Below are 21120 nucleotides of genomic sequence, written 5' to 3' on the forward strand. Positions count from 1 at the left end.
GCGAACCCTGGTAGGTTCGCCCTTTTTTATGCGTCGATCACAGGAGTCAATGCCGCTCCAGCGCGTTCACCAGGTCATGAAACGCTTCCCGATTGGAGTCGTTCAGGCCCATGAGGATCTTGTGCGCCTCAAGCACCTTGATCCGCACCACCTCCTCCGACTGATCCTGGTCAGGCAGGTCCGTCAGGCACTCCGGGCACGGGATCGGACGATCAACGATGTTGAACACCTGTTCGAAACCCATGGACTGCAGCAGACGCGTGATGTCTTCATGGGTGGTGACCACGGTCGGCAGCAAACCGACCTTTTGCCGCGACAGGATCGACAGTTTGGCCAGCAGGCCAAGGGTGGTGCTGTCGATGCTGCGGGTCTCGGTCAGGTCGATCACGATCGCGTTGAAGTTCAACGCCGTGAAGATCCGCTCAATAGTCGCATCCAACGCCGAACACAGGGTCAGGCGAACTTCACCGACGAACTTCAGGACGAAGGTGCCGTCCTGCTCGGCGAACTGGATTCTACCGGTACTCATTGAAGATTCCTGCTCAACACCATCAGGGCGATATCATCCGGCATCTCCCCCAGCGTGGCCAATCCAAAAACCTGACGCAACCCATCCAGGGTGCCGCCCGCAGCCTTGACCCGCTGGGGCAACGCCGCTTCTTTCTCTTTAAGTGTGGGTTCTGACAAGAGATCCAGAATGCCGTCCGACATCAGCGTCAGGCTGAACGTCGGCGGCAATTCGAGCACGTGATCCTCGTAGGTCGCCTCGTTGAAGAGACCGACTGGCAGACCGCGCCCTTCCAGATACCGAACACTGTCTGGCGTGTACAACACAGGCAACGGCAAATGACCACCGATGCTATAGGTCAACAAACCTGTCTCCTCGTCGATGACTCCACCGACCATTGTGACGTGTTTACCCAGCTTACAACTGATCAGGCCCCGGTTGATATGACCAAGGACTTGCGAAGGCTTGAATTCCGGCAATGTGCCGCTACGTTTGGATTCGAACAACAAACGCGTGGTCATGAATTTCAACAATACGGTAACGAAGGCCGAAGAGGCACCGTGGCCGGAGACATCCGCCAGATAGAACGCAACCCGGCGTTCGTCGACGCGGAAATAGTCGACGAAATCCCCTGACAGGTACAACGACGGGATGATCTGGTGAGCAAACTGGAACTCGTCGATGCTCCACGGGCTGATCGGGAGCATGTTCATCTGCACCTGACGACCTGCATTCTGGTCTTCCTGCAGCAGGTTCAGGCTGGCTTCGAGTTCACGATTGGCCCTTTCCAGCTTCTCGCGGTAACGCTGGTTTTCCAGCAACAGACGCGCGCGATCCAGGGCCCGACGCACAGAGTGCTCGAGCACCGCCAGATCTTCGAGCGGCTTGATCAGGTAATCGGCAGCGCCCAGGCGCAAGGCTTCCACCGCATCATTCATCACGCCGGCACCGGACACTACGATGACCGGGGTCTGCGGTGAAAGCTCAGTGACCTGGCGGATGAGTTCGAGCCCGCCCATCTGCGGCATGCGCAGATCGCAGATGACCAGATCGGGCTTGTCCTGCTCGAATACCTGAAGACCCTGCTGGCCATTGCTGGCCTGCAAGACGCTGAAACCACTGTCGTCCAAATAGGCGGCGAGACTCGCGCGCACTACTTCGTCATCATCGATTATCAGCAGCGTGGCACTGGTTTTTGGCATGTGGGCAAACGGCGCCAGAATTAGGTTGGCGTAGCGGGCCGGGTAAATGACCCGGCACAGACTACTGGATTCGCTTTCTAGCCTCTCTAACGCATTGCTTTCGAGCAGTTGCCCGTTTTGCAGAACTATCAGAGGTGCCCTTCTAAGGCGCAGACGGTACTCCCATCCGCGGGGCGTTTCAAGCTCACGCCGATCGTCGCTTGACGTCTTTACTTGTCAAATGACCGGGAGTTATAAGAACACACAAATCCGTAACTCAATGGAAGGATGAAGCCCATGCCTCAAAGCGATCGGGACTACAGCGAAAAGCGTGATTTCATCCGCATGCAGATTGATGCGGATGTGGCGCTGATTCACGAGGGTGACGAGGTTGCAGCCGTCTGCATCGACCTTTCCAGCAGCGGCATGCAAGTGCAGGCGCCACAATCGTTCAAGGTCGGCGACCGCATCAACGTGCGCATCGAGTCGGATCACGCGGCGTTGAAAGGCCTGGAAGCCGACACCGAAGTGGTATGGGTTAAAGATCAGGACGGTGGCAGTCAGAAACTCGGGCTTACAATCCTGAGAATGAAATAAGCAGTTTCCCAAAAGCGGAAGGCGGCCCATAGGCCGCCTTCTCGGGTTCATCAATCGAGATCAGAAATCGTCTTCGACCTGACCATCCTTGACCTTGAATTCGCGATTCTGCAGGTAGGCGTTGCGAACGAAGATGTACTTGTCGCCGCTGATCAGCTTCTCCGCCGACAACAGGCTGGCGCGGGTATCGACGATATTCAGTCCAAAGACCGAGTTACGCACCGGTACATCGTTGATGTAACGGTAAGGGCCGGTATAGCCGTCGACATATTTGGCCGGCGCATCACGCAAAGTGCTCGGACCCAACAGTGGCAGCACGACATACGGCCCGCTGCCTACACCCCAATAGCCCAGCGTCTGACCGAAGTCTTCGTCGCTGCGGTTCAGGCCCATCTGGGTGCCGACATCAAAGAAGCCCAGCAGACCAAAGGTGGTATTGAAGATCAGGCGGGCCGTGTCGACGCCTGCGGCCGCTGGCTTGGCCTGCATGACGTTGTTGGCAAGGTTGGTGACATCACCGACGTTGCGGAACATGTTGTGGATGCCATCTTCCAGAAACTGCGGAGTCACCCACTGATAACCCTGGGCCAGTGGTTTCAGCGCATAGGTGTCGAGCACATCGTTGAATTTGAATATCGGGCGGTTGAAGCTTTCCCAAGGGTCATCTTCCGTCGCCGCCTGAGCAGCGAACGGAACCAGCAGCACACTGGCGCACACAGAAAGCCGGGCTAGATGATTGCTCCAGCGCATAGAAGAACTCCTAGGATTGTACTGGCCCCGGCACTTGGCCTGGGCGTTAAGCTGGCTAGTATAAGACGGAAAAGCCGCTTTAGGCACTTATGTACGTGCCGGCCTGCAGATGATTCGTCCGAATCAAGCGATTCATATCACTGTCATCCAACTGTCACTGACGCCGCTTAGGCTTGTGTTTATTTCAGGGACGTTGATATGTCGCACGCCGAAGCCTTGCCTCTCGCAGCACCCAGCCTGACTGCCGTCCTGTTCGGTCTCACGGGTTGCCTGGTGGATTTCGGCGCTCGCACGCGCCTGCAACAGCAGCACTCTGCGCAAACCGCCAACGCCACACCGGGCGCCCTCGATAGCCTGCGCCGCTTGCAGCTTCAACAAATCCCCTGCGCCTGGCTGGACGAGCACGCGCTTGAGCTCAGTCATTCGCTTGCTGCTGGCTTGCCCACCTGGATCAAGCCATCGCAACACGCCGAAACGGTCAATCCATGGCCCGCACCGCATGCCTGCTGGCAGGCGCTGATGAACCTGGGCGTCGAACGTCTGGACGGCTGCGTGCTGGTCAGCGGCGAACCGCAACTGCTGCAATCGGGACTTAACGCCGGGCTATGGACGATCGGCCTGGCCTCCTACGGTTCGCTCTGCGGACTGGCACCGAACGAATGGCAGGCGCTGGCCCCACAGGAGCGGGAAATGAAGCGCGGCAAGGCGACCATGGATCTGTTCGCGCTGGGCGTTCATTCTGTGATCGACCATCTCGATGAGCTCGATAACTGCCTGGCCGACATCAGTTTGCGCCGCTTCAAAGGCGAAAAGCCCTGACCGGGATCATGCAGATCGGGCACGAGTGGATTAATCTAAAGCTCAGCCATAGACCTTTGGCGCGCTGCTGCGGTCTATGCCAGTGCCTATCGATTAAAAGGAAGAACGCCATGCCTGCCCGCGAACTGCAAGAACAACTCAATACTCTACGCGAGCAATTGGAACAGAATCCGCCGCTGACCGAAGCTGAGCGGGAGAACCTGCGCGACTTGATGGCGCAGATTGACGCCGAAATCGAGCTGGAAACCAAGACTCAGGATTCCAGTCTTTCCGACAACGTTAACCTGGCCGTCGAGCGCTTCGAGCTGGAACACCCTACCCTCGCCGGTACCTTGCGCAACATTGTGCAGGCGTTGGGGAATATGGGGATCTGAATCCTCCGGATGCAAAAAAGCCCCGCTAGCGATAGCGGGGCTTTTTAATGCCTGCGATTTGCAGCCGACGGCGTTACTGGCGAACCAGGCGATGATTCGGCAACTGCGCCTCTTCAGTACTGCGATACGGGTTGATGTCCAACCCACCACGCCGCACGTAACGTGCATACACCGTCAGTTTCTCGGGTTTGAGCAGGCGTTGCAGGTCGAGGAAAATCCGCTCAACGCACTGCTCATGGAAGTCGGAGTGCTGGCGGAAGCTCACGATGTATTCCAGCAGGCTTGCGTGATCCAGCGCCGCACCCCGATATTCCACTGCCACACTGCCCCAGTCCGGCTGACTGGTCACCGGGCAATTGGATTTGAGCAGATGGCTGTGCACGCTTTCTTCGACGATGCGCGAGTCATCGCAACGCAGCAGTTCCGGACGCGGCTGTTCATAATTGCTGACGCTGATGTCAAGGTCGTCAATGCACACGCCCGGCATCGCAACCACGCCTTCGGCCGCCACCTCATTCAGACTGCGAATGCGCACGCCCACCGTTTTACCCGCTGCGGCCGACAAATCCTTGGCCAGCGTCGATTCGAGGCTGGCGGTGTCGGCGAACGGGGTTTGATTCAATGAGTTGAGGTACAGCTTGAACGACTTGGATTCGATGATGTTCGGCGAATTCGCCGGGATACTGAACTCGCCGATCGCCACCACCGGCTTGCCGGATGGCAACAGCCACGAAAGCTCGAAGCAATTCCAGAAATCCACTCCCGTGTACGGCAGGGTTTCAGCCGTCAGGCCCAGCTCGGCCCACTTCGCCGTGCGCGGGATCGGGAACAACAGGGATGGCGTGTAGGTGGCAATGTATTCACTGGATTTGCCCAGCGGCGAATGTTCGGCTGCGGGATGCATGGCGGAAACCTGACTGAAGAATCAGCCGATTCTAGCAAGATCGCGGTCGCGTTTCACTCGCCAGCACCCACGGTCAACTTGCCGACCATCCCCGCCTGATAGTGGCCAGGTATATTGCAGGCAAACTCAAGCTCACCGGCTTTGGTAAATGTCCAGGTCAGCTCGGCGGTGTTGCCCGGCTCGACCAGCACGCTGTTGGGGTCGTCATGCTTCATCCCGTGGCCCATGGACCCGTGGTCCATTTCCTTAACGCCTGTAGGCGTGAGCATGCCGCCTTGTTGCATCTTGAGCATGTCCTGCTGATGCCGGGCATGCATCGCTGCATCGCCGAGGTTGAATTCGTGCAGCAACTGGCCTTTATTTACCAGCACGAAACGAATGGTCTCACCGGCCTTGATGTCGATCGCCTTCGGAGTGAACGACATATCACCCATCACCACGTCCACGGTGCGAGTCGCCGTCGCGGCCGCGGCCGGCCGACCAAAGTCGAAGGTGTGGGCCGGCGAAGCCCAGGTCGGCGAGCTCAGTGCCAACAGCCACGCGGCCAGCAGCAGAGATTTGCGCAAGAACATAGTCGTACTCCAAAGATAGGGTTCAGCGTGCGAAAACTCTAGACTGCCGAGGCTGCCTGCAAACTGACGAGCAGATTACAACTTTGTCAGGTTAGCCCGTACCGAAGCCGTCCACGGTATAAAACGTCTGTTCCATTGCCTCGAGTTGTCCATGAAATTGCTGATCGTCGAAGACCAACCGAAAACCGGCCATTACCTGCGTCAGGGCCTCGCCGAGGCCGGCTTCAATGCCGAGCTGGTGGCGGATGGCAACACCGGTCAGCAGCTGGCCTTGAGCGGTGACTACGCGCTGCTGATTCTCGATGTCATGTTACCGGGCCGCGACGGCTGGCAGATTCTGCAAGCGGTGCGCAACGCAGGGCTCGACACACCGGTACTTTTTCTGACGGCCCGCGACGCGGTGGAGGACAGGGTTCACGGCCTCGAGTTGGGCGCCGATGATTACCTGGTCAAACCTTTTGCCTTTTCCGAACTGCTGGCTCGGGTCCGCAGCCTGCTGCGCCGCGGTAGTGCCACGCCGCAGGATACCAGCCTGCAACTGGCTGATTTGCGTCTTGACCTGATCCGCCGTCGCGTCGAGCGCAGCGGTCAGCGCATTGATCTCACCGCCAAGGAATTCGCTCTGCTGGAGATGCTGTTGCGGCGCCAGGGCGAAGTCCTGCCAAAGTCGCTGATCGCGTCACAGGTCTGGGACATGAATTTCGACAGCGACACCAACGTCATCGAAGTCGCGATCCGGCGCCTGCGCCTGAAAGTCGATGATGATTTCCCCAACAAGTTGATCCACACCGTACGCGGCATGGGCTACGTTCTCGAAGAGCGCCCACTCTGATGCGCAGACTTTCCTTGAGCAGCCGCCTGGCGCTGCTGTTTGCCGCGTGCACGGCCGTGGTGTCGTTGTGCGCCGGACTGCTGTTCAGCCACGCCAGCCAGGCACATTTTGTCGAGCTGGATCAGCAACTGCTGGATGGCAAATTGATCGGTCTGCGTCGGGCGTTGCACGACCTTCAATCGAGCGACAGCGAAGTCAGGCTGGCGGATGAATTGAGCCGCCAGGCCGATCTGTCGCTGCGCATTACCGGTAGTGACGGTCAACGCTGGTACGACAGCTCGACGCGCGTGCCCGAGCAGTTGCCGCACAAGCCCGGCCTGTGGACGATAAGCGATGCCGGCACGGACTATCGACTCTTGAACGCACCGCTGTTTCCAGAAAAGCCTGGCTCGCCTCAACTGACGTTATTGCTGGACATCACCCATCACCAGCACTTCCTGCAACGCATGCAGCGTCTTATCTGGCTGACCGTGGGCCTGTCGGCGCTCGCCACTGCGCTGCTCGGAGCCTGGGCAGCGCGCAGCGGTTTGCGCCCGCTGCGGCGCATGGGTGCGGTGGCCAGCGGCGTCTCGGCTCAGTCGTTGAATGCGCGCCTGCCGGAAGCAAACATGCCCCCGGAACTGGCGGAAATGGCCCACCACTTCAACGCCATGCTTGGACGTCTCGACGACTCTTTTCAGCGCCTTTCGGCGTTCTCCGCCGACATCGCCCATGAACTGCGCACGCCGCTGTCGAACCTGCTGACCCACACCCAGGTCACCCTCACCCGTCCACGGCCGATCGAAGATTACCGCGAGGCTCTGCACAGCAACCTCGAGGAATTGCAGTGGATGGCACAGCTGGTCAACGACATGCTGTACCTGGCCAAGGCGGATCATGGGTTGCTGACGCCGAAGCGTGAGCTGCTCGACCTTGCCGAGGAAGTGAATGTCTTGCTGGAGTTCTTTGCGCCGCTGGCCGAAGACGCCCGAGTCAGGCTGAGCCGTGATGGCAGCGCGCAGTTGCTGGGTGACCGTAATATGCTGCGGCGGGCGCTTTCCAATCTGCTGGACAATGCCCTGCGGTTTACCCCGGCGGATGGGGAGATTCGGGTGCGAATAATTGATGGCTCCGCACGCTTGAGTCTGGTGATCGAAAATACCGGGCAAGGGATTTCGGCAGAACTGGTGCCGCGTTTGTTTGATCGATTTTATCGTGCCGACCCCGCACGACAGGAAGGCAGCAGTGAACATGCAGGGTTGGGGCTGGCGCTCACTCAGTCGATCGTAGGTGCCCATGGCGGGCACATCCGCTGTGAGTCAGATCATGGCTGGACGCGGTTTGTGATCGAATTGCCCAAAGGGGGTTGAGGCCGGCAGGCTTGCCCTCATCCGGGCGTGGTAAGGGCGGAACCCTGAGCAGCCAACCGCAGCAACAGATGTACACTTGACTCAGATCCCACCCAGCACAAAAAAGGCGCCCGAAGGCGCCTTTTGCTTTACAGCAGATCAATGACCGTCAGGCCATCTCCGCCGTGGTCTCGAAGTCAAACGTCAGCTCCCCGTCCTTGATGTCGATGTGCACCACACCGCCATGCTCAGCCAGTTCGCCAAACAGAATCTCCTCCGCCAACGGACGCTTGATCTTGTCCTGGATCAAGCGCGCCATAGGTCGCGCGCCCATCGCCGAGTCGTAACCACCGGCCGCCAGCCAACTGCGTGCAGCGTCGGTGACCTCCAGCAGCACACGCTTGTCTTCCAGCTGCGCCTGAAGCTCGGTGAGGAACTTGTCCACCACGCTCTTGATGACCTCATGACTGAGGCGACCAAACTGGATAATGGTGTCCAGACGGTTGCGGAACTCCGGCGTAAAGCTCTTCTTGATCACTTCCATCGCATCGGACGAGTGGTCCTGATGGGTGAAACCGATCGACGCACGCGCTGCAGTTTCGGCACCGGCGTTGGTCGTCATGATCACGATCACGTTACGGAAGTCCGCCTTGCGCCCGTTGTTATCGGTGAGCGTCCCGTGGTCCATGACCTGCAGCAGCAGGTTGAAGACTTCAGGGTGCGCCTTCTCGATTTCATCGAGCAACAACACGCAGTGAGGCTGTTTGGTGATCGCTTCGGTCAGCAGGCCGCCCTGATCGAAACCGACATAGCCCGGAGGTGCACCGATCAGACGCGATACGGTGTGGCGCTCCATGTATTCGGACATGTCGAAGCGAACCAGCTCAATCCCCAGCGCTTTGGCCAACTGACGTGCCGCTTCGGTTTTACCGACACCGGTCGGACCGGCGAACAGGAACGAACCGACAGGCTTGTCAGGCGATTTGAGACCGGCACGGGACAGTTTGATCGCAGTCGACAAGGAGTCGATCGCAGCATCCTGGCCAAAAACAGTCAGCTTCAGGTCGCGCTCGAGGTTACGCAGTAGTTCCTTATCGGAACTGGTGACGTGCTTCGGCGGAATCCGCGCGATTTTCGCAACGATGTCCTCGACCTGAGGCACCTCAATGCGCTTCACACGCTTCTCGACCGGCTGCAGGCGCTGATAGGCACCCGCCTCGTCGATCACGTCAATGGCCTTGTCCGGCATATGCCGATCATTGATGTAGCGCGAGGCCAGTTCGGCAGCGGCACGCAGGGCCTCATCACTGTATTCGATACTGTGATGCTGCTCGAAACGACCTTTCAGGCCGCGCAGGATACCGATGGTATCTTCCACCGACGGCTCCGACACATCGACCTTCTGGAAACGCCGGGCCAACGCCCGATCCTTCTCGAAAATCCCGCGAAACTCCTGGAACGTGGTCGAACCGATGCAGCGAATGTCACCCGACGACAGCAGCGGCTTGAGCAGATTGGACGCATCCATCACGCCACCGGACGCAGCACCCGCACCGATAATGGTGTGGATTTCGTCGATGAACAGGATTGCCTGCGGACGTTTTTTCAGTTCATTGAGCAAAGCCTTGAAGCGCTTCTCGAAATCACCGCGGTACTTGGTCCCGGCCAGCAACGCACCCAGATCAAGCGAATAGACCACGCTGTTGGCCAGCAAGTCCGGCACCTGGTTGTCGACAATACGCTTGGCCAAGCCTTCGGCAATTGCGGTTTTACCCACGCCCGCCTCGCCGACCAGCAGCGGATTGTTTTTGCGCCGGCGCGCGAGAATCTGCGCGACACGTTCGACCTCCAGTTCACGCCCGACCAGCGGATCAATGCGCCCCTGGCGCGCGAGCTCGTTGAGGTTGCTGGCATAAGCATCCAGAGGATTGCCTGAAGAAGAAGACTCACCGCCCTCATCGTCCTGCATATCTTGTTCACCTTCAGAGTGATCGCCATGCCCGGGCACTTTGGAAATGCCGTGGGCGATGTAATTGACGACATCGATGCGCGCCACGCTCTGCTGCTTGAGCAGGAACACGGCCTGACTCTCTTGCTCACTGAAGATTGCAACCAGCACGTTGGCGCCGGTTACTTCACGTTTGCCCGAGCTCTGCACGTGAAACACAGCACGCTGCAAAACGCGCTGGAAGCCCAGGGTTGGCTGGGTCTCGCGATCCTCGTCATGAAGGGGGATCAGCGGCGTAGTAGAGTCGATGAACTCCTGCAGATCATGCTTGAGTTTGTCGAGGTTGGCGCCGCACGCACGCAAAACGGTGGCGGCAGCCTCATTGTCCAATAGGGCCAGCAAGAGGTGTTCGACGGTCATGAATTCATGACGCTTCGAACGTGCCTCTTTGAAGGCAAGATTGAGGGTGACTTCGAGCTCGCGGTTTAACATAGCTTCACCTCATACCCAAGTGGTCGGCGATTAACCGTCCTTCTCGATTTCACAGAGTAGCGGATGCTGGCTTTCCCTGGCGTACTGGTTGACCTGCATGGCCTTGGTCTCGGCGATGTCGCGGGTAAACACTCCACATACTGCCCGTCCTTCTGTATGGACGGCCAGCATGACCTTGGTCGCCAGCTCACGATTCAGGTTAAAAAACACCTCGAGCACTTCGACGACGAAATCCATCGGTGTGTAATCATCATTAAACAAAACCACCTTGTACATCGGCGGCGCCTGTAATGCAGGCTTGGCCTCCTGAACAGCAATGCCTGCGGAATCGTCGTCGTGTTCCTCCGGGCGATCTATCTGGAGAGTCGGGCGATCCTGATTGAATGTTAGTCGAATCTGGCTGATTGCATGCATGGAAAGAAAGGTTCGTCTGTTGTTCAAATACAGTGGTGGGGGCGGGCCTCGGCAATTTCAACTCCGACTGCCAGGTCACCTTGACTATCGGCAAAACGGTGTTACAACCAATAGAGCCCACAGTGGGTAAAAAAGGTCCGCGGAGTCAATCTTATTTATCGGATTCGATTGCGGATGTACTGGATGATACTCCAGTGATGGAGTCTGTTGCAGAGGGATGTGAGCATGCCGGTCGGTAAGGTCAAGTGGTTCAACAACGCCAAGGGGTTCGGATTCGTCAATACCGATGCCCTGGAAGGACATGACGAGGATGGCAAGGAGATTGATTTCTTTGCCCACTATTCGGCCATCAAGATGGACGGATACAAAACCCTGAAAGCAGGTCAACTCGTCAATTTTACAATCGTCCAGGGCCCCAAGGGCCTGCATGCGTTGGAGATCACCGGTGCCGAACAACCCGCCATAACTGAGACCACTGCTGCAGTCCAGAGCGAGAAAGTGTCAGGCTGACGTCGGCCAGTCATGAAAAAACCGCCCGAAGGCGGTTTTTTTTATGCCGCTCGTTTACATATGCGAAATCAAGGCATCACCGAAACCGGAGGACGAGACCAGCTTCGCGCCGTCCATCAGACGCTCGAAGTCATAGGTCACGGTCTTGGCGGAAATCGCACCATTGGTACCTTTGATAATCAAGTCAGCCGCTTCGGTCCAGCCCATGTGACGCAGCATCATTTCGGCGGACAGGATCAGCGAACCGGGGTTGACCTGGTCCTTGCCGGCGTACTTCGGCGCAGTACCGTGGGTGGCTTCGAACATGGCCACGGTGTCGGACAGGTTGGCACCCGGGGCAATCCCGATACCGCCCACTTCCGCCGCGAGCGCGTCGGAGAGGTAGTCGCCGTTGAGGTTCAGGGTCGCGATCACATCGTATTCGGCCGGGCGCAGCAGGATCTGCTGGAGCATGGCATCGGCGATGGCATCCTTGACGATGACGTTCTTGCCGGTTTTCGGGTTCTTGAACTGCATCCACGGCCCGCCATCGAGCAGGGTCGCGCCGAACTCTTCGGCCGCCACTTCGTAGGCCCATTCCTTGAAGGCACCTTCGGTGAACTTCATGATGTTGCCTTTGTGCACGATGGTCAGCGAGTCGCGATCGTTGTCGACTACATATTGCAGAGCCTTGCGCGCCAAACGCTTGGTGCCTTCCAGGGAAACCGGCTTGACGCCGATGCCGCAGTTCTCGTCGAAACGGATCTTGGTGACGCCCATTTCTTCTTTAAGGAACTTGATGACCTTGGTCGCTTCCGGCGAACCGGCCTTCCATTCGATACCGGCATAAATGTCTTCCGAGTTCTCGCGGAAGATCGTCATGTCGACATCGCCTGGCTTCTTGACCGGGCTTGGCACGCCTTCGAACCAGCGCACCGGGCGCAGGCACACATAAAGGTCGAGTTGTTGACGCAGGGCCACGTTCAACGAACGGATGCCGCCACCGACCGGGGTGGTCAGAGGGCCCTTGATGGAAACCACGTAATCCTTGACTGCGTCCAGGGTTTCCTGAGGCAGCCAGGTGTCCTGATCGTAAACCTGAGTCGCTTTCTCCCCGGCATAGACTTCCATCCAGGAAATTTTGCGTTCGCCGCCGTAGGCCTTCTTCACAGCAGCATCGACAACCTTGATCATGACCGGGCTGATATCAACGCCAATACCATCGCCTTCGATGAAGGGGATGATCGGGTTGTTAGGAACATTGAGAGAATGGTCCGCATTGACGGTGATTTTGTCGCCGACCGCTGGAACCTGAATCTTCTTGTATCCCATGCTGAACTCCATTGTTTGGATTGAACATCTGGCTTCGTTCGAGCGTACCCCAGTTGAATCAGCGCGCAAACCCTATGTTCCATCCATCTGCCGCAAAGCGGCGCCGTTCGCGACCTACAAGCCTGAAAGCAAAGGGAAAAGCGCCAAACTCAAGCACGTTCACCGACTCTACGCCCCGCAGTCCCCTGCGACCTTTAGACCAATGGACGAGAATCGTTACCTCTGAACCATCGGCAGATTGCCAGCTACCTATGTATAATGCCGCCCGCTGACCACAGAGTCACGACGGCCGACCTCTCTACGACGAGACTTCCGGCCTGAAAAGCAGGACTGTTACCGCAGTCCACCCGCTTGCCGCTCGACTGATGCACCCAACATCACCGCGCACAAACTTCGACATTCGGCTCATGGACGACTTTGAACGAACGCGCTTACCCGGCGCCCCTCGAGTTTCTGCGCACGCTTTAGCAAAGAAGAGAGAGTTAATCCGAATATGCCCACCCGCTCGAAGATCATCTATACCTTCACCGACGAAGCCCCAGCCCTCGCCACCTATTCACTGTTGCCTATCGTAGAAGCGTTCACCGCTTCGGCTGATATCGCCGTTGAAACCCGCGATATCTCTCTTGCAGGGCGCATTCTGGCCAGCTTCCCCGAGCAATTGGGTGACAAAGCCGTAGCCGACCACCTCGCCGAACTGGGCGACCTGGCCGTTACGCCTGAAGCCAACATCATCAAGCTGCCGAACATCAGCGCCTCGGTTCCGCAACTGCAAGCTGCGATCAAAGAGCTGCAAGCCCAGGGCTTCGCGCTGCCGGACTACCCGGAAACCGTGAGCAGCGACGCCGACAAAGAAGCCAAGTCGCGTTACGACAAGATCAAGGGCAGTGCCGTGAACCCGGTTCTGCGCGAAGGCAACTCCGATCGTCGCGCACCGCTGTCAGTCAAGAACTACGCACGCAAGCACCCGCACAAAATGGGCGCCTGGGCCAAAGACTCCAAGTCCCACGTTGCGCACATGAGCACCGGTGATTTCTACGGCAGCGAAAAAGCTGCCCTGATCGACGCCGCTGACGCCGTCAATATCGAACTGATCGCTCAAGACGGCACCACCACCGTCCTGAAAGAAAAGACCACTGTACAAGCCGGTGAGATCCTCGATTGCGCGGTCATGAGCAAAAACGCGCTGCGCACGTTCATTGCGGCCGAGATCGAAGACGCCAAAGCCAAGGGCGTGCTGCTGTCGGTTCACCTGAAAGCCACCATGATGAAGGTCTCCGACCCGATCATGTTCGGCCAGATCGTTGCCGAGTTCTATAAAGACGCGTTGGCCAAGCACGCAGACGTGCTGGCACAGATCGGCTTCAACCTGAACAACGGCATCGGCGACCTCTACGCTCGCATCAAGGCATTGCCTGCCGAGCAACAAGCGCAAATCGAAGCGGACATCCAGGCGGTCTACGCCGTTCGTCCGTCGTTGGCCATGGTCAACTCCGACAAAGGCATCACCAACCTGCACGTGCCGAGCGACGTCATCGTCGACGCCTCGATGCCGGCGATGATCCGTGACTCCGGCAAAATGTGGGGCACTGACGGCGAGCTGCACGACACCAAGGCCGTGATCCCGGATCGCTGCTACGCCACCATCTACCAAGCGGTCATCGAAGACTGCAAGGTCAACGGCGCTTTCGATCCGACCACCATGGGCAGCGTGCCAAACGTTGGTCTGATGGCGAAAAAAGCCGAAGAGTACGGCTCGCACGACAAGACTTTCCAGATCAAGTCGAACGGCGTGGTTCGGGTATCCGACAGCGCTGGTCGTACCTTGCTGGAGCAGTCGGTTGAAGCCGGCGACACCTTCCGCATGTGCCAGACCAAAGACGCGCCGATTCAGGATTGGGTCAAACTGGCGGTCAACCGCGCTCGCGCAAGCAGCACGCCGGCGATTTTCTGGCTGGACCCGATGCGCGCCCACGATGGCGTGGTGATCGAGAAAGTTCAGGCTTACCTGAAGGATCACGACACCGCCGGCCTGGACATCCAGATCATGGCACCTGTCGACGCGATGAAGTTCACCCTGCAGCGCACCCGCGAAGGCAAGGACACCATTTCGGTGACCGGCAACGTACTGCGCGACTACCTGACCGACCTGTTCCCGATCATGGAACTGGGCACCAGCGCCAAGATGCTGTCGATCGTTCCGCTGATGAATGGCGGCGGTCTGTTCGAAACTGGCGCTGGCGGTTCGGCACCGAAGCACGTTCAGCAACTGCTGGAAGAAAACTTCCTGCGCTGGGATTCGCTGGGTGAATTCCTCGCCCTGGCTGCTTCCCTTGAGCACCTGGGTGTGACCTACAACAACCCTAAGGCGCTGGTTCTGGCCAAGACCCTGGATCAGGCCACCGGCCAGTTCCTGGACAACAACAAGTCGCCATCGCGCAAAGTCGGCAATATCGACAACCGCGGCAGCCATTTCTACCTGGCGCTGTACTGGGCTCAGGCCCTGGCTGCCCAGACCGAAGACGCGGCACTGCAAGCGCAGTTCGGCACACTTGCCAAAACCCTGACCGAGAACGAAGCGACCATCGTCGCCGAGCTCAACGCCGTTCAGGGCAAGCCAGTGGACATCGGCGGTTACTACCACGCCAATGCCGAGCTGATCAGCAAGGCCATGCGCCCGAGCAACACCTTCAACGCCGCGATCGCTGCGCTGGTGTAAGGTTGTAAGGATGCAAAGAAGCCCCGGCCGAGTGCCGGGGTTTCTGTTTGTGACTGGCGCCCCTGTAGCAGCTGCCGAGCTTGCGAGGCTGCGTCCGGCTGCGAAGCAGTCGCAAACCCTGTACACACGGTCTGCCTGGCACACCGCGTAGCCTGATTTTACGACTGCTTCGCAGCCGGACGCAGCCTCGCAAGCTCGGGAGCTGCTACACCCTCCAACAAGACCGAGGTCATTTCATGGACTGGAAACCCCACATCACCGTCGCCACCATCGTCGAAGACAACGGTCGCTTTCTGATGGTCGAAGAGCTCAAGGGCGGGCGCGTCGTGCTCAATCAGCCGGCCGGCCACCTAGACCCGGACGAAACCTTGATCGAGGCCGCTGTACGCGAAACCCTCGAAGAAACCGGCTGGGACGTCGAACCGACCGGTGTGGTCGGCATCTACCTCTACACTGCGCCGAGCAACGGCGTGACTTATCAGCGCATCTGCTTCACCGCGAAACCACTGCGGCACCACCCGGATTATCAACTGGACGACGGCATCGTCGGCGCCAAGTGGCTGACGCGCGACGAATTAATCGAACAGCGGGACGATTGGCGGAGTGAACTGATCATCCGCTGCATCGATGATTATCTGGACGGCAACCACTTCGGCCTCGAATTGATCCGCCCTTCTCTTTAGCCTTGTGGCCTTGGGCCTGCTAGAATCGCGTCCTTTTTCAAGACACTCGTTGAATCCCTATGCGTGATCCAGCCCCTTCTGACACACAAAAGAAGCGCGTCATTGTCGGCATGTCCGGCGGCGTGGACTCTTCCGTTTCCGCTCTCCTGCTGATCGAGCAGGGCTATGAAGTGGAAGGCCTGTTCATGAAGAACTGGGAAGAAGACGATGGAACGGAATACTGCACCGCCATGGACGACCTGGCGGACGCCCAGGCCGTTTGTGACAAGATTGGCATCAAGCTGCACACCGCCAATTTCGCCGCCGAGTACTGGGACAACGTGTTTGAGCACTTCCTGGCTGAATACAAGGCCGGTCGCACGCCAAACCCGGACATCCTCTGCAACCGTGAGATCAAGTTCAAGGCGTTTCTCGACTACGCCATGATGCTCGGCGCCGATCTGATCGCTACCGGTCACTATGTGCGCCGCCGCGATATCGATGGCCGCACCGAACTGCTCAAGGGCCTGGACGCAAACAAGGACCAGAGTTATTTCCTGCACGCCGTTGGCGGTGAACAGATCGCCAAGACCCTGTTCCCGGTCGGCGAGCTGGAGAAGCCCGCGGTGCGCGCGATTGCTGAAAAATATGAACTGGCGACCGCGAAGAAGAAGGACTCCACCGGGATCTGCTTTATCGGCGAACGCCGCTTCAGCGACTTCCTCAAGCAATACCTGCCGGCCCAGCCCGGCGAGATCAAAACCACCGAAGGTGAAATCATCGGCCGTCATCATGGCTTGATGTATCACACCATCGGCCAGCGCCAGGGCCTTGGCATCGGCGGCCTGAAAGACGCCGGCGACGAGCCGTGGTACGTGCTGATCAAGGACCTGGAACACAATGAACTGATCGTCGGCCAAGGCAACGATCACCCGTACCTGTTCTCCCGCGCCCTGCTCGCTTCTGACATCTATTGGGTCAACCCGATCGATCTGACCGAGCCGCGCCAGTTGACCGCCAAAGTGCGTTACCGACAGAGCGACCAGCCTTGCACGCTGGAAAAAACCGCCAACGGTTACCGCGCGATCTTTGCCGACCCGCAACGCGCGGTCACCCCGGGTCAGTCCGTGGTGTTCTACGACGGTGAAGTCTGCCTCGGCGGCGGCGTGATCGAAGTGGCCGAGCCGTGGACCAGCAGCAAGCATTCCCAGAGCCAAGCCCAATGAATCCGACTCAGGAGCAACTGACGGCGCTGGGCGGCGTGTTTCTCGCCGCCGTGCTGGTCGACAAGATCGCCAAGACCGGGCAGACCACTGAAGCCGGCCTGACGTGCATGCTCGGCAGCCTGCTGATTCGCGACCCCAGGAACACCCTGGAAGTCTACGGCGGCGATGACCTCAATCTGCGCGAGGGCTATCGCGCACTGATCGGCGCCCTCGAGCGTGATCCGAGCACCTTGCAACGCGAACCGTTGCGTTATGCCCTGGCGATGCTCGGCCTCGAACGGCAACTGGCCAAGCGTGACGACATGCTGGACGAGATCGGCAAACGTCTGCCGCAGATCCAGTCCCAGGTCGAGCACTTCGGCGCGGCCCACGAAAACGTGATCGCGGCCTGTGGTGCGTTGTACCAGGACACCCTGAGCACGTTGCGCCAACGGATTCAGGTGCACGGCGACATGCGTAACCTGCAGCAACCAAGCAATGCCTCGAAGATTCGCGCGCTGTTGCTCGCCGGCATTCGTTCGGCACGCCTGTGGCGGCAGTTGGGCGGGCATCGCTGGCAGCTGGTGATCAGCCGGCGCAAATTGCTCAAAGAGCTGTACCCGCTGATGCGCAACAGCTGAACCACCCTTTGTAGTCTGTAACGCGTAAGACGCTGGTCAGTTGGCAACGGACCGGCGAATTTTTTCATGTATGATACGCGCCCCATTTCGTTGCCCGACTGTCCGAGAACACCCCATGCAGCTTTCTTCGCTCACTGCGGTTTCCCCTGTTGACGGCCGCTACGCCGGCAAAACCCAGGCCTTGCGCCCTATTTTCAGCGAATACGGCCTGATCCGTGCACGGGTTCTGGTTGAAGTGCGCTGGCTCCAGCGTCTGGCCGCCCACTCCGCCATCAGCGAAGTGCCGGCGTTCTCCGCCGAGGCCAACGCTGTACTGAACACCCTGGCGGAAAATTTCTCTCTGGACCACGCCGAGCGCGTCAAAGAGATCGAGCGCACCACCAACCACGACGTCAAGGCCATCGAATACCTGCTCAAAGAGCAGGCGGCCAAGTTGCCGGAACTGGCTGCTGTCAGTGAATTCATCCACTTCGCCTGCACCAGCGAGGACATCAACAATCTGTCCCACGCTTTGATGCTGCGCGAAGGCCGTGATGATGTGATGCTGCCGCTGATGCGCCAGACCGCCGAAGCCATTCGCGAACTGGCGATCCGTTTCGCCGACGTGCCGATGCTGTCGCGCACCCACGGTCAGCCGGCCTCGCCGACCACCCTGGGCAAAGAACTGGCAAACGTGGTCTACCGTCTGGAGCGTCAGATCGCTCAGGTCGCTGCCGTTCCGCTGCTGGGCAAGATCAACGGCGCTGTCGGCAACTACAACGCACACCTGTCGGCCTACCCGGAAATCGACTGGGAAGAAAATGCCCGCGCCTTCATCGAAGACGAGCTAGGCCTGGGCTTCAACCCGTACACCACGCAGATCGAACCGCACGACTACATTGCCGAGCTGTTCGACGCGATCGCCCGCTTCAACACCATCCTGATCGACTTCGACCGCGACATCTGGGGCTACATTTCCCTGGGTTATTTCAAGCAGCGCACCATCGCTGGCGAAATCGGTTCGTCGACCATGCCGCACAAGGTCAACCCGATCGACTTCGAAAACTCCGAAGGCAACCTGGGCATCGCCAACGCACTGTTCCAGCACCTGGCGAGCAAGCTGCCGATCTCGCGCTGGCAGCGTGACCTGACCGACTCCACCGTGTTGCGCAACCTCGGTGTCGGTTTCGCGCACAGCGTGATCGCCTATGAAGCCAGCCTCAAAGGCATCAGCAAACTGGAGCTCAACGCGCAGAAAATCGCTGCTGACCTGGACGCGTGCTGGGAAGTACTGGCCGAGCCGATCCAGACTGTCATGCGTCGCTACAACATCGAAAACCCGTATGAAAAGCTGAAAGAATTGACCCGTGGCAAGGGCATCAGCCCTGAAGCGCTGCAAACTTTCATCGACGGTCTGGACATGCCCCCCGCAGCCAAGGCCGAGCTGAAACTGCTGACCCCGGCAAACTACATCGGCAACGCTGTGGCACAAGCCAAACGCATCTGATCGATCGCTGTACCCGTTTGAGACGCCCGGCTGCGCCGGGCGTTTTTATTCCCGTCTGAAAAGTACTTTTTTTCAATAGGTTACACATGAATCCTGATATTCCTCTTCAACTTCTGGGCGGCATCACGGCGCGCGAGTTCCTGCGCGACTACTGGCAGAAAAAACCTCTGCTGATTCGCCAGGCAATTCCTGATTTCGAAAGCCCGATCGATGCCGATGAACTGGCCGGTCTGGCGCTGGAAGAAGAAGTTGAATCGCGTCTGGTGATCGAGCACGGCGAGCGTCCCTGGGAATTGCGCCGCGGCCCGTTTGCCGAAGACGAATTCAGCAAGCTGCCGGAAACCGAGTGGACCTTGCTGGTGCAAGCGGTCGACCAGTTCGTGCCGGAAGTCAGCGAAATGCTCGAGCATTTCCGTTTCCTGCCGAGCTGGCGGATCGATGACGTGATGATCAGCTTCGCCGCGCCAGGCGGCAGCGTCGGCCCGCACTTCGATAATTACGATGTGTTCCTGCTGCAGGGTCATGGCAAGCGCAACTGGAAAATCGGCCAGATGTGCGATTCCGAGAGCCCGCTTCTGCAACACGCCGACTTGCGCATCCTCGCGGATTTCCAAGCCACTGATGAATGGGTTCTGGAACCGGGCGACATGCTTTACCTGCCGCCGCGTCTGGCCCATTGCGGCGTAGCGATTGATGACTGCATGACGTATTCAGTGGGCTTCCGTGCGCCTAGCGCTGCTGAAGTGCTGACCCACTTTACCGACTTCCTCAGCCAGTTCCTGCCGGACGAAGAGCGCTACACCGACGCTGACGCCAAGCCGGCGGTTGATCCGCATCAGATTCAGCACGATGCCCTGGATCGCTTGAAAGGCTTGCTGGCCGAGCACATGAGCGATGAGCGCCTGCTGCTGACCTGGTTTGGCCAGTTCATGACCGAGCCGCGTTACCCGGAGCTGGTAGTGGGCCCGGAAGACATCGAAGAAGAAGACCTGCTGGCCAGCCTCGAACAAGGCGCTGTGCTGATCCGCAACCCGAGCGCGCGCCTGGCCTGGTCGGAAGTCGATGACGATCTGCTGCTGTTCGCCAGCGGCCAGAGCCGCTACCTGCCGGGCAAGTTGCGCGAACTGTTGAAGATGATCTGCGCCGCCGATGCCCTGCATGCCGACAATCTCGGCGCGTGGCTGAGCGACGAAGACGGTCGCGGCCTGCTGTGTGAACTGATCAAGCAAGGAAGCCTGGTGTTTGCTGATGAATAAAATTCACGTACGTGTCGCAGACTGGCAAAAGGACAACGCCGAGATCCGGCGCATTCGTGAGACGGTGTTCATCGCCGAGCAGTCCGTTCCGCCTGAGCTGGAATGGGATGCTGACGACGCGACAGCGGTGCATTTCCTCGCATACGAAGGCGACTTCCCGATAGGCACCGCGCGCCTGCTGCCCGACGGACACATCGGCCGCGTCTCGGTGCTCAAGGACTGGCGCGGTTTGAAGGTGGGCGACGCGCTGATGCATGCAGTGATCGGCGAAGCTGAAAAACGCGGACTGAATCAGCAAATGCTCAGTGCGCAGGTGCAGGCCATGCCATTCTATGAGCGCCTGGGTTTCAGCCTGGTCAGCGAGGAATTCCTCGAAGCCGGGATTCCGCATGTTGACATGGTCCGGCACTCGGCCTGAGACCTTGTGGTGAGGGGCTTACCTGGGGTGAAGGGGCTTGCCTGTGGTGAAGGGGCTTGCCTGTGGTGAGAGGACTTGCCTGGGGTGAAGGGGCTTGCCTGTGGTGAAGGGGCTTGCCTGTGGTGAGGGGGCTTGCCTGTGAAGGGGCTTGCCTGGAGTGAGAGGGCTTGCCTGTGGTGAGAGGACTTGCCTG

At 58.8% G+C, this 21120-nt stretch carries 21 protein-coding genes; 13 read left to right on the top strand and 8 right to left on the bottom strand.

Annotated elements, in window-relative coordinates:
- Nucleotides 1-46 precede the first annotated feature (46 nt).
- Together rssC and rssB are read right to left on the bottom strand one after the other, a co-directional pair.
- Nucleotides 47-529 (bottom strand): anti-sigma factor antagonist RssC, encoded by a 483-nt coding sequence (gene rssC, locus F8N12_RS24710; RefSeq protein ID WP_007935262.1) that lies wholly within the window; start codon nt 527-529, stop codon nt 47-49.
- The gene (gene rssB / locus F8N12_RS24715) at nt 526-1710 is read right to left on the bottom strand and encodes a two-component system response regulator RssB (RefSeq protein WP_150582717.1); all 1185 of its coding nucleotides are present in this window, start codon (nt 1708-1710) and stop codon (nt 526-528) included. Before rssB ends, rssC begins: the two co-directional genes overlap by 4 nt.
- A gap of 276 nt (nt 1711-1986) precedes the next feature.
- On the opposite strand from rssB, the gene F8N12_RS24720 reads away from it, so the two are divergent.
- The gene (locus F8N12_RS24720) at nt 1987-2286 is read left to right on the top strand and encodes a PilZ domain-containing protein (RefSeq protein ID WP_150582718.1); all 300 of its coding nucleotides are present in this window, start codon (nt 1987-1989) and stop codon (nt 2284-2286) included.
- 60 nt (nt 2287-2346) lie between these two features.
- Here F8N12_RS24720 and F8N12_RS24725 read toward each other — a convergent pair whose 3' ends face one another.
- Nucleotides 2347-3036 carry a VacJ family lipoprotein gene (locus F8N12_RS24725; protein ID WP_150582719.1) on the bottom strand — a complete coding sequence of 230 codons (690 nt, stop codon included), beginning with the start codon at nt 3034-3036 and terminating at the stop codon, nt 2347-2349.
- A 198-nt stretch (nt 3037-3234) separates the two neighbouring features.
- On the opposite strand from F8N12_RS24725, the gene F8N12_RS24730 reads away from it, so the two are divergent.
- Nucleotides 3235-3855, top strand: a complete 621-nt coding sequence (locus tag F8N12_RS24730; protein ID WP_150582720.1) for an HAD family phosphatase — start codon at nt 3235-3237, stop codon at nt 3853-3855.
- Nucleotides 3856-3965: 110 nt separating this feature from the next.
- The gene (locus F8N12_RS24735) at nt 3966-4229 is read left to right on the top strand and encodes a DUF4404 family protein (protein ID WP_150582721.1); all 264 of its coding nucleotides are present in this window, start codon (nt 3966-3968) and stop codon (nt 4227-4229) included.
- Between the two features lie 73 nt (nt 4230-4302).
- Here the strand turns inward: F8N12_RS24735 and queF are convergent, their stop codons facing one another.
- A complete protein-coding gene (queF, locus tag F8N12_RS24740; RefSeq protein WP_150582722.1) occupies nt 4303-5133 on the bottom strand; it encodes an NADPH-dependent 7-cyano-7-deazaguanine reductase QueF in 831 nt (276 codons plus the stop codon).
- Nucleotides 5134-5186: 53 nt separating this feature from the next.
- Nucleotides 5187-5705: a plastocyanin/azurin family copper-binding protein gene (locus F8N12_RS24745; protein ID WP_150582723.1), complete on the bottom strand. Its 519-nt coding sequence runs from the start codon at nt 5703-5705 to the stop codon at nt 5187-5189.
- Between the two features lie 151 nt (nt 5706-5856).
- On the opposite strand from F8N12_RS24745, the gene F8N12_RS24750 reads away from it, so the two are divergent.
- Both F8N12_RS24750 and F8N12_RS24755 read left to right on the top strand, forming a co-directional pair.
- Nucleotides 5857-6537, top strand: a complete 681-nt coding sequence (locus tag F8N12_RS24750) for a heavy metal response regulator transcription factor (protein WP_150582724.1) — start codon at nt 5857-5859, stop codon at nt 6535-6537.
- Nucleotides 6537-7886, top strand: coding sequence for a heavy metal sensor histidine kinase (locus tag F8N12_RS24755; RefSeq protein WP_150582725.1), 1350 nt, complete (start codon nt 6537-6539; stop codon nt 7884-7886). Before F8N12_RS24750 ends, F8N12_RS24755 begins: the two co-directional genes overlap by 1 nt.
- Before the next feature lie 148 nt (nt 7887-8034).
- Here F8N12_RS24755 and clpA read toward each other — a convergent pair whose 3' ends face one another.
- Both clpA and clpS read right to left on the bottom strand, forming a co-directional pair.
- Complete coding sequence (gene clpA, locus F8N12_RS24760) at nt 8035-10305, bottom strand: ATP-dependent Clp protease ATP-binding subunit ClpA (RefSeq protein ID WP_150582726.1); 2271 nt, start codon at nt 10303-10305, stop codon at nt 8035-8037.
- A gap of 30 nt (nt 10306-10335) precedes the next feature.
- On the bottom strand, nt 10336-10719 hold the full coding sequence (clpS, locus tag F8N12_RS24765) for an ATP-dependent Clp protease adapter ClpS (protein ID WP_150582727.1): 384 nt from the start codon (nt 10717-10719) through the stop codon (nt 10336-10338).
- 225 nt (nt 10720-10944) lie between these two features.
- On the opposite strand from clpS, the gene F8N12_RS24770 reads away from it, so the two are divergent.
- Nucleotides 10945-11229 carry a cold shock domain-containing protein gene (locus tag F8N12_RS24770; protein ID WP_150582728.1) on the top strand — a complete coding sequence of 95 codons (285 nt, stop codon included), beginning with the start codon at nt 10945-10947 and terminating at the stop codon, nt 11227-11229.
- A 54-nt stretch (nt 11230-11283) separates the two neighbouring features.
- On the opposite strand, the gene icd is transcribed toward F8N12_RS24770, so the two are convergent.
- Entirely contained in the window at nt 11284-12540 is a 1257-nt protein-coding gene (gene icd / locus F8N12_RS24775) for an NADP-dependent isocitrate dehydrogenase (RefSeq protein ID WP_150582729.1), read from the bottom strand.
- Nucleotides 12541-13033: 493 nt separating this feature from the next.
- On the opposite strand from icd, the gene F8N12_RS24785 reads away from it, so the two are divergent.
- The 7 genes from F8N12_RS24785 to F8N12_RS24815 all read left to right on the top strand — a co-directional run bounded on the left by F8N12_RS24785 (nt 13034) and on the right by F8N12_RS24815 (nt 20927).
- Nucleotides 13034-15259, top strand: a complete 2226-nt coding sequence (locus F8N12_RS24785) for an NADP-dependent isocitrate dehydrogenase (protein ID WP_150582731.1) — start codon at nt 13034-13036, stop codon at nt 15257-15259.
- Between the two features lie 236 nt (nt 15260-15495).
- Nucleotides 15496-15942: an NUDIX hydrolase gene (locus tag F8N12_RS24790; protein WP_150582732.1), complete on the top strand. Its 447-nt coding sequence runs from the start codon at nt 15496-15498 to the stop codon at nt 15940-15942.
- 59 nt (nt 15943-16001) lie between these two features.
- Nucleotides 16002-17147: a tRNA 2-thiouridine(34) synthase MnmA gene (gene mnmA, locus F8N12_RS24795; RefSeq protein WP_150582733.1), complete on the top strand. Its 1146-nt coding sequence runs from the start codon at nt 16002-16004 to the stop codon at nt 17145-17147.
- Nucleotides 17144-17767, top strand: a complete 624-nt coding sequence (gene hflD / locus F8N12_RS24800; protein ID WP_150582734.1) for a high frequency lysogenization protein HflD — start codon at nt 17144-17146, stop codon at nt 17765-17767. Before mnmA ends, hflD begins: the two co-directional genes overlap by 4 nt.
- Before the next feature lie 115 nt (nt 17768-17882).
- Nucleotides 17883-19253 (top strand): adenylosuccinate lyase, encoded by a 1371-nt coding sequence (purB, locus tag F8N12_RS24805; RefSeq protein ID WP_150582735.1) that lies wholly within the window; start codon nt 17883-17885, stop codon nt 19251-19253.
- An 86-nt stretch (nt 19254-19339) separates the two neighbouring features.
- A complete protein-coding gene (locus F8N12_RS24810; RefSeq protein ID WP_150582736.1) occupies nt 19340-20509 on the top strand; it encodes a cupin domain-containing protein in 1170 nt (389 codons plus the stop codon).
- A complete protein-coding gene (locus F8N12_RS24815; protein WP_150582737.1) occupies nt 20502-20927 on the top strand; it encodes a GNAT family N-acetyltransferase in 426 nt (141 codons plus the stop codon). Before F8N12_RS24810 ends, F8N12_RS24815 begins: the two co-directional genes overlap by 8 nt.
- The last annotated feature ends 193 nt before the right edge of the window (nt 20928-21120 follow it).

The organism is Pseudomonas fluorescens, from assembly GCF_902497625.1.
Classification (GTDB): domain Bacteria; phylum Pseudomonadota; class Gammaproteobacteria; order Pseudomonadales; family Pseudomonadaceae; genus Aquipseudomonas; species Aquipseudomonas fluorescens_BQ.

Excerpts from the sequence above, each read along its gene's own strand:
- F8N12_RS24785 (WP_150582731.1), top strand. The coding sequence starts at position 13,034 with ATGCCCACCCGCTCGAAGATCATCTATACCTTCACCGACGAAGCCCCA.
- icd (WP_150582729.1), bottom strand. The coding sequence starts at position 12,540 with ATGGGATACAAGAAGATTCAGGTTCCAGCGGTCGGCGACAAAATCACC.
- rssB (WP_150582717.1), bottom strand. The coding sequence starts at position 1,710 with ATGCCAAAAACCAGTGCCACGCTGCTGATAATCGATGATGACGAAGTA.
- hflD (WP_150582734.1), top strand. The coding sequence starts at position 17,144 with ATGAATCCGACTCAGGAGCAACTGACGGCGCTGGGCGGCGTGTTTCTC.
- F8N12_RS24735 (WP_150582721.1), top strand. The coding sequence starts at position 3,966 with ATGCCTGCCCGCGAACTGCAAGAACAACTCAATACTCTACGCGAGCAA.
- F8N12_RS24730 (WP_150582720.1), top strand. The coding sequence starts at position 3,235 with ATGTCGCACGCCGAAGCCTTGCCTCTCGCAGCACCCAGCCTGACTGCC.
- F8N12_RS24755 (WP_150582725.1), top strand. The coding sequence starts at position 6,537 with ATGCGCAGACTTTCCTTGAGCAGCCGCCTGGCGCTGCTGTTTGCCGCG.
- clpA (WP_150582726.1), bottom strand. The coding sequence starts at position 10,305 with ATGTTAAACCGCGAGCTCGAAGTCACCCTCAATCTTGCCTTCAAAGAG.
- clpS (WP_150582727.1), bottom strand. The coding sequence starts at position 10,719 with ATGCATGCAATCAGCCAGATTCGACTAACATTCAATCAGGATCGCCCG.
- F8N12_RS24815 (WP_150582737.1), top strand. The coding sequence starts at position 20,502 with ATGAATAAAATTCACGTACGTGTCGCAGACTGGCAAAAGGACAACGCC.
- F8N12_RS24720 (WP_150582718.1), top strand. The coding sequence starts at position 1,987 with ATGCCTCAAAGCGATCGGGACTACAGCGAAAAGCGTGATTTCATCCGC.
- F8N12_RS24745 (WP_150582723.1), bottom strand. The coding sequence starts at position 5,705 with ATGTTCTTGCGCAAATCTCTGCTGCTGGCCGCGTGGCTGTTGGCACTG.
- mnmA (WP_150582733.1), top strand. The coding sequence starts at position 16,002 with ATGCGTGATCCAGCCCCTTCTGACACACAAAAGAAGCGCGTCATTGTC.
- F8N12_RS24790 (WP_150582732.1), top strand. The coding sequence starts at position 15,496 with ATGGACTGGAAACCCCACATCACCGTCGCCACCATCGTCGAAGACAAC.
- rssC (WP_007935262.1), bottom strand. The coding sequence starts at position 529 with ATGAGTACCGGTAGAATCCAGTTCGCCGAGCAGGACGGCACCTTCGTC.
- F8N12_RS24810 (WP_150582736.1), top strand. The coding sequence starts at position 19,340 with ATGAATCCTGATATTCCTCTTCAACTTCTGGGCGGCATCACGGCGCGC.
- F8N12_RS24725 (WP_150582719.1), bottom strand. The coding sequence starts at position 3,036 with ATGCGCTGGAGCAATCATCTAGCCCGGCTTTCTGTGTGCGCCAGTGTG.
- F8N12_RS24750 (WP_150582724.1), top strand. The coding sequence starts at position 5,857 with ATGAAATTGCTGATCGTCGAAGACCAACCGAAAACCGGCCATTACCTG.
- purB (WP_150582735.1), top strand. The coding sequence starts at position 17,883 with ATGCAGCTTTCTTCGCTCACTGCGGTTTCCCCTGTTGACGGCCGCTAC.
- queF (WP_150582722.1), bottom strand. The coding sequence starts at position 5,133 with ATGCATCCCGCAGCCGAACATTCGCCGCTGGGCAAATCCAGTGAATAC.
- F8N12_RS24770 (WP_150582728.1), top strand. The coding sequence starts at position 10,945 with ATGCCGGTCGGTAAGGTCAAGTGGTTCAACAACGCCAAGGGGTTCGGA.